This window comes from Schleiferilactobacillus shenzhenensis LY-73 (assembly GCF_000469325.1).
Lineage (GTDB): Bacteria > Bacillota > Bacilli > Lactobacillales > Lactobacillaceae > Schleiferilactobacillus > Schleiferilactobacillus shenzhenensis.
The window spans coordinates 126970-133048 of record NZ_KI271583.1; the positions used below are offsets into that span (position 1 = coordinate 126970).

General features: G+C 58.7%; 5 protein-coding genes. All 5 read left to right on the forward strand.

Features of this window, described 5'->3' with window-relative positions:
- Positions 1–236: 236 nt before the first annotated feature.
- The 5 genes from L248_RS02690 to L248_RS02710 all read left to right on the forward strand — a co-directional run bounded on the left by L248_RS02690 (position 237) and on the right by L248_RS02710 (position 5835).
- Entirely contained in the window at positions 237–1727 is a 1491-nt protein-coding gene (locus tag L248_RS02690; RefSeq protein ID WP_022528522.1) for a helix-turn-helix domain-containing protein, read from the forward strand.
- Positions 1728–1793: 66 nt separating this feature from the next.
- The gene (locus tag L248_RS02695; protein ID WP_022528523.1) at positions 1794–2498 is read left to right on the forward strand and encodes an AzlC family ABC transporter permease; all 705 of its coding nucleotides are present in this window, start codon (positions 1794–1796) and stop codon (positions 2496–2498) included.
- Positions 2491–2817, forward strand: coding sequence for an AzlD domain-containing protein (locus L248_RS02700; protein ID WP_022528524.1), 327 nt, complete (start codon positions 2491–2493; stop codon positions 2815–2817). Before L248_RS02695 ends, L248_RS02700 begins: the two co-directional genes overlap by 8 nt.
- A 242-nt stretch (positions 2818–3059) precedes the next feature.
- A complete protein-coding gene (locus tag L248_RS02705) occupies positions 3060–3527 on the forward strand; it encodes a CopY/TcrY family copper transport repressor (protein ID WP_022528525.1) in 468 nt (155 codons plus the stop codon).
- 16 nt (positions 3528–3543) lie between these two features.
- Entirely contained in the window at positions 3544–5835 is a 2292-nt protein-coding gene (locus tag L248_RS02710; protein WP_051999843.1) for a heavy metal translocating P-type ATPase, read from the forward strand.
- Positions 5836–6079: the final 244 nt, after the last annotated feature.

Here is a 6079-nt window from a genome sequence, read left to right on the forward strand (position 1 = left end):
AGCCAGACACTAACCTGCCCCCCAATCTGCGCAACCCTTCGTCACCCGGGTCAGAAAAAGAAGTATCTCCGTTTACAGAAAACACCGGCAATGCCCGCCCTGAAGCGGTTACCAGATGGACCGTATCAAAATTAATCAATTTTCGACAACTTTTTGTTTCCTTTCTGGAACTATTATGATAATCTTATCGTAACGATAAGTAACAACTGAAATGGTTCTAGAAAAGAGGTCCAATCATGCCCAGTGTAGCGGATTTGTTTCTTGATAAGACGGCGAACGACAAGCTCCAACTGTACACGGCGATCCTTGGCAGTCAGCCCGGGACGTACACCGTGCGCACTTTGGATGCGCGGTTTTGCGAGTATGGCGTGACCCGGGTGCGGTCGCTGGTGCGGCAGATCGACGATGATCTGCACCAGCTGCAATCCATGGACGCCACCTTTCTCAACAACGTCGGCGACGTGGAAGTGAGCGACGCGCTGCCGGCGGCCGAAGTGTACTTCCAATTCCTGATTAGCGGCAGCTTGGCGATGCAGGCGATGCGCTACATGCTGCACCATCCGGAGGGGACCATCGAGGCCTTCAGCAGTTCGGTGTACCTGTCGACGATGACGGTGATTCGGCGGTTGAAGCCGCTGGTGGATTATCTGGCGGCGCAATACGACATTCGCATCAACGTACGCCAGTTGGACTTCGTCGGACCAGAGCCGCTGATCCGGTACATGATCTTCAACATGCTGGTGGACGTCGGGGTCTGCTCGGCCCGCTATTACCGTCACCGCTATCCGGAGCTGGTGCCGCTGGTGCAGCGCCTGGCCGCGTACTTCAACGCGAATGCCGGCCCGCTGGTCATCCAGGAACGCCTGCTGATCGTGCTGGGGGTGAGCCTGGAGCGGGCGGGGCAGGGCTTCCCCATTACCGAGACGATGGTGCCGGACCTGTGGTTCGACTTGCCGGAGAAACGGCAGCTGGCCGGTATTCTGGCCGCCCACGAGCTGGCCCATGCCGACACGGAGCTGGCATTTGCCGGCTTGGCGATTTTCTCCGGGCCAGTCGTCCTGGCGGCGAGTGACCGGATCCACGCGCTGGTCGCCGCCCGCTTGGCCCAGAATGCCGATCAGTGGGCCGCGCTGACCAACGAGATGGGGGCCGCACTCATTGAGAAGATTGGGGCTGAACCGGATGCAGAGCGCTGGAGCGTGCTCCTGGCGAACACTTACCTGATCCTCATCCCCGTCTGCTTCTTCCAGCAGCCGCTGCCGGTCCTTTTCCCGCTGCTGCGGACGCAGCTGGTGCCGAACAACCGCCACTACCAAGACTTGCACCGGACTCTGCGGGCGTTTTGGGAGAAAGTGGCCCGGCGTAAAGATTGCGTCTGGCTCCACGGGACCCTCAGTCAGGTGACGAACCTGCTGACGTACCTTTTCTGGCCCGCCTACCGGGCCCATTACACGACCCACCGGTTGCGGGTCAGCCTGCGGATGGGGCTAAGCTACCACCTGCAGCAGCCGGTGCGGACGCTGCTGGAGCACATCCCGCTGGTGAACATGGTGCCCTATGATGCGGCCAATCCGCCGGACATGCTGATTGTATCCACGCCGCGCTACGTCCCAGAGAATTGGCGGGGGGCAGTCTTCCATTTTGGCTTGGGCTCGGCCAGCAACGATACGCAGCAGCTGCATACGCTGATTGAACAGGCCTATGCAGAGAAAAACGCCATCGATTAGCCATGTCATCTTGCAATACCCCTCAGCTTTGCTAAACTGATACAAAAGCAGGAAGCAGGCGGTTGGATGGATGATGAGTTAACGTGGCGCAGCGGGTTCAAGGATGTTTTACCCACTATTTTTGGCTATATCGGGATTGGCTTGGCTTTCGGGATCATTGCGAAGGCCGGCCATTTTTCGGTTCTGGCAGCCGTCTTGATGTCGCTCATTGTCTACGCCGGCTCCGCCCAGTTCGTGATGGTCAGTATGCTCGCCGCTGGCAGTCCCATTGGGGCCATCGTCCTTTCCACCGCCTTGATCAACGCCCGCATGGCGCTGATGAGCATGACCGTGGCCCCCTTATTACAGGAAGAAAGCATGCTGCAAAACATTACTGCCGGGACACTGCTCACCGATGAGACCTTCGCGCTGACGATGAATAAACTGAACCACACCGGCCACACACTGCACAGCCGCTGGCTCCACGCCGCCAACATCGCTGCTTATCTCGTCTGGGCCGGGGCCACGCTGGCCGGGGCGATGCTTGGTCAGCTGATCCCCAATCCGGCAGATCTGGGTCTCGACTTCGCCGTCGTCGCCATGTTCATCGGCCTGCTGTACCTCCAGATCATCACCGACCGCACCCATCCCCGCCGCCGGCAAGTGGGGCTGGCGGTGTTCGTGGCGGCCTTAATGGTCGTCCTCATGCGCTTCATGCCGGGCAACCTGGCCATTCTAGCGGCCACCGTGATCGGCTGCCTCGGTGGAATGGCGGTGAAGCATCGTGACTAAGACCGTCTTTTTCGCCATCCTATTGAGCGGCATCGCCACGTGGCTGATCCGTGTTCTGCCGTTCATTCTGGTCAAGCGGTTCACATTGCCCGCTTGGCTCATCGACTTTCTCAGCTATGTCCCCGTCGCCATTTTGACGGCCATTTACGTGGAGAGCCTCCTGACGTATCACGCCGGCCGCTGGCCCAGCGTCAATCTGCCGAACCTGCTGGCATCCGGCCCGACGTTCCTCGCGGCGATCGTCTCGAAGAACCTGCTGGTGATCGTGATCGTCGGTATCGCCTCGATGGCGGTCCTGCGTGCCCTGGGCTGGGGCTGAAGACACCAGGGAGAAAAGATTTGTTGCCATCTGCGGGCGCAGCGAGCGGATAGGAAAGAATGAGTCGCTTCCCCGTTCGCTGAGGCTGCAAAGTTAACGACGTGCGCCTTTCTCGGCGGACGTTTTTTCTTGTCAAAAACTTTTCTGAAAAAAGTTGGCCGCCCCCCTTGTATCTTTCTGACTACAGTTGTAAACTAAGAATTGTTGAAAGGTTACAAACGTAAACGAGGAGGTCAAACCCCATGCTAGACGAACAACACGTGGCCATTACCGATTCCGAATGGGAATTGATGCGGGCCGTCTGGACGCTTCACCGAGTATCCACCCGGCAGCTGATCGATATCATGCAGAAGGAACGGCACTGGGCGGATTCCACGACCAAGACGATGCTGCGGCGGCTGATCAAGAAGGGCGCCATCACCCAAGTGGGAGAGACGCGGCCCTATGATTATGTGCCCGCAGTGAAGGAACAGGATTCCATGGACACGGCGGCCCAGGACCTGTTCGACCACATGTGTGCGATGCGCACGGGGAATACCTTAGCGGCTGTCATTGAAAGCCGCGACCTTTCTCAAGCGGACATCGCCAAATTACAAAAGATACTGAACGAAAAAGCCAAGACGGCGCCCGAGATGGTCGCCTGCAATTGCCTGCCCCAAGGGATGGGCGCGGATTGCATGACTGAAGGAGGAGAACGCAATGGCCAGTAATGAGAAGACACCCGGCATGGCCGGGATGGACCACAGTAAAATGGGCCATGATATGAGCAAAATGGACCACAGCAAGATGGATCACGACATGAGCAAGATGGACCACGACCACATGGAACACAACATGGCCGGCATGGATCACGGCCAGATGACGCATGACATGAGCGGGATGGACCACAGCCAAATGGCCGGCATGGATCATGACCACATGGCGATGGACCACGGCAGTATGGCCGGTATGGACCACAGCCACATGGACATGAGTCACATGGATCACGGCGACATGGGCGATATGGACATGAGCGGCGGCGACATGATGATGCACGGTGGCCACATGATGCATATGGGCAACCTGAAGCAGAAGTTCTGGGTGTCCTTGGTGCTTTCTCTGCCGGTGCTGTTCCTGGCGCCGATCATGGGCCTGAACCGGCCCGTGTTCAACTTCAATTCCGTTATCCAAGACTGGGTGGTCGTGCTCTTCGACACCATCATCTTCTTTTACGGCGGCAAGGTCTTTCTGCAAGGGGCCAAGGCTGAACTGGAGAGCAAGTCGCCGGCGATGATGACCCTGATCGCGATGGGCATCACCGTGTCGTATGTCTATAGCCTCTACGCGTTCGTCGCCAACAACTTCCTGCACCCGAACACGATGGTGATGGACTTCTCCTTCGAACTGGCCACATTGATCTTGATCATGCTGCTGGGGCACTGGATAGAAATGAACGCCGTCATGGGCGCTGGCGATGCGCTGCAGAAAATGGCCCAATTGCTGCCTAAGACGGCCCATCTGCTGACCGCCGACGGCCACACCCAAGACGTGGCCGTGAGCGACTTGCAGGTTGGTCAGAAATTCCAAGTGCGCGCTGGCGAAAGTATTCCGGCCGATGGTCAAGTCATCGACGGGACATCCACGGTCAACGAGTCGCTGGTGACCGGTGAATCCGCCGCTGTCGCTAAGAAATCCGGCGACAAGGTGATCGGCGGGGCGACCAACAACGACGGCACCCTGACCGTCGCCATCACCGGGACCGGCAAGTCCGGCTACCTGGCGCAAGTGATGCAGCTGGTACAAAGTGCCCAGCAATCGAAGTCCAACGCCGAAAGCAAAGCCGACGTTGTCGCCAAGTATCTGTTCTACGCGGCTCTGACCGTCGGGATCATCGCTTTCTTTGCCTGGTTACCGCAAGGTTTGGACGTGGCTTTCTCCCGGATGGTCACCGTCTTCATCATTGCCTGCCCCCACGCCCTCGGCTTAGCGATTCCGCTGGTCGTGGCCCGCTCCACGGCCATCGGTGCCCAAAATGGGCTGCTGATCCGCAACCGGCAGGCGATTGAAGCCAGCACCCAGATCAGTCATGTGCTGCTGGACAAGACCGGTACTCTGACAGAAGGTAAATTCACCGTCAACGCGCTGATTCCGGCCAACGGGACGGATAAGAATACGCTGCTCAGCCGCTTGGCGGCCCTGGAGAGCAACTCGACTCACCCGCTCGCCCAGGCCATCGTGTCTGCGGCGAAGGCCGCCAAGCTGGATTACCAGCCGGCTGCTGATACCCAAAACATGCCCGGGGTGGGTATCCGCGGGACCATTGCCGGTGATGCGTATACGATCGTCAACGCCAAATACTTAACAGACCATCAAATCAGCTTTGATACGCAGGCTGCCGACGAGTGGTCTGGCAAGGGCAATTCCGTCAGCTTCCTGCTGCAAGGGACGACCGTTCTCGGCATGGTTGCTGAAGGCGATACGATCAAGCCGGGCGCCAAGAAACTGATCAAGGGCCTGCAAAAGCGCGGTATCACCCCCGTCATGCTCACCGGGGACAACCCCAAGGCGGCGGCCCACGTCGCTGCGCTGCTGGGTTTGACCGAGTACCACGCCGGCCTGCTGCCGGAAGATAAACAAAAGCAGATCAGTGCCTACCAGGCCGCCGGGAACCATGTCATCATGGTCGGCGACGGTGTCAACGACGCGCCCAGCCTGGCGAAAGCCGATATCGGCATTGCCATCGGCGCCGGCACGGACGTCGCCATCGACTCCGCCGACGTGGTGCTGGTGAAGTCCGATCCGCAAGATATTCTTCACTTCTTGGACTTGGCGAAGATCACCAACCGGAAGATGGTCCAGAACCTCTGGTGGGGGGCTGGCTACAACATCCTGGCGCTGCCTATGGCCGCCGGTGTCCTGGCCTTCGCCGGCATCATCCTGGACCCGGCCGTTGGGGCCATCCTGATGTCCTTATCCACCGTCATCGTGGCAATCAACGCCATGGGCTTGACGGCAGCGAAGATTCAGACGAACGAGTAACCTGTTCTAACGGGTAAAAATGAACTGGCCGACTGCTGGCACGTGATGCGTGTCTGGCGGTTGGCCAGTTTTTTTGTGGGGAGAAAGATGCGCGAGACCCGGCGATTTGGGCCGATACGGCGTTGTGCTTCGCACTGCCGCCTCGTGAATCAGGAGATGATTCGCGAGACCCGGCGATTTGGGCCCCCCGGCTGGCTGGGGCTGGAACGTAGCGGGCACGGCTTGAAGCCTTTTGACAAAGTGC

What these genes read in the sequence shown, in the direction of transcription:
- L248_RS02705 (WP_022528525.1), top strand. Translation starts at nt 3,060, where the DNA reads ATGCTAGACGAACAACACGTGGCCATTACCGATTCCGAATGGGAATTG.
- L248_RS02710 (WP_051999843.1), top strand. Translation starts at nt 3,544, where the DNA reads ATGGCCGGGATGGACCACAGTAAAATGGGCCATGATATGAGCAAAATG.
- L248_RS02690 (WP_022528522.1), top strand. Translation starts at nt 237, where the DNA reads ATGCCCAGTGTAGCGGATTTGTTTCTTGATAAGACGGCGAACGACAAG.
- L248_RS02695 (WP_022528523.1), top strand. Translation starts at nt 1,794, where the DNA reads ATGGATGATGAGTTAACGTGGCGCAGCGGGTTCAAGGATGTTTTACCC.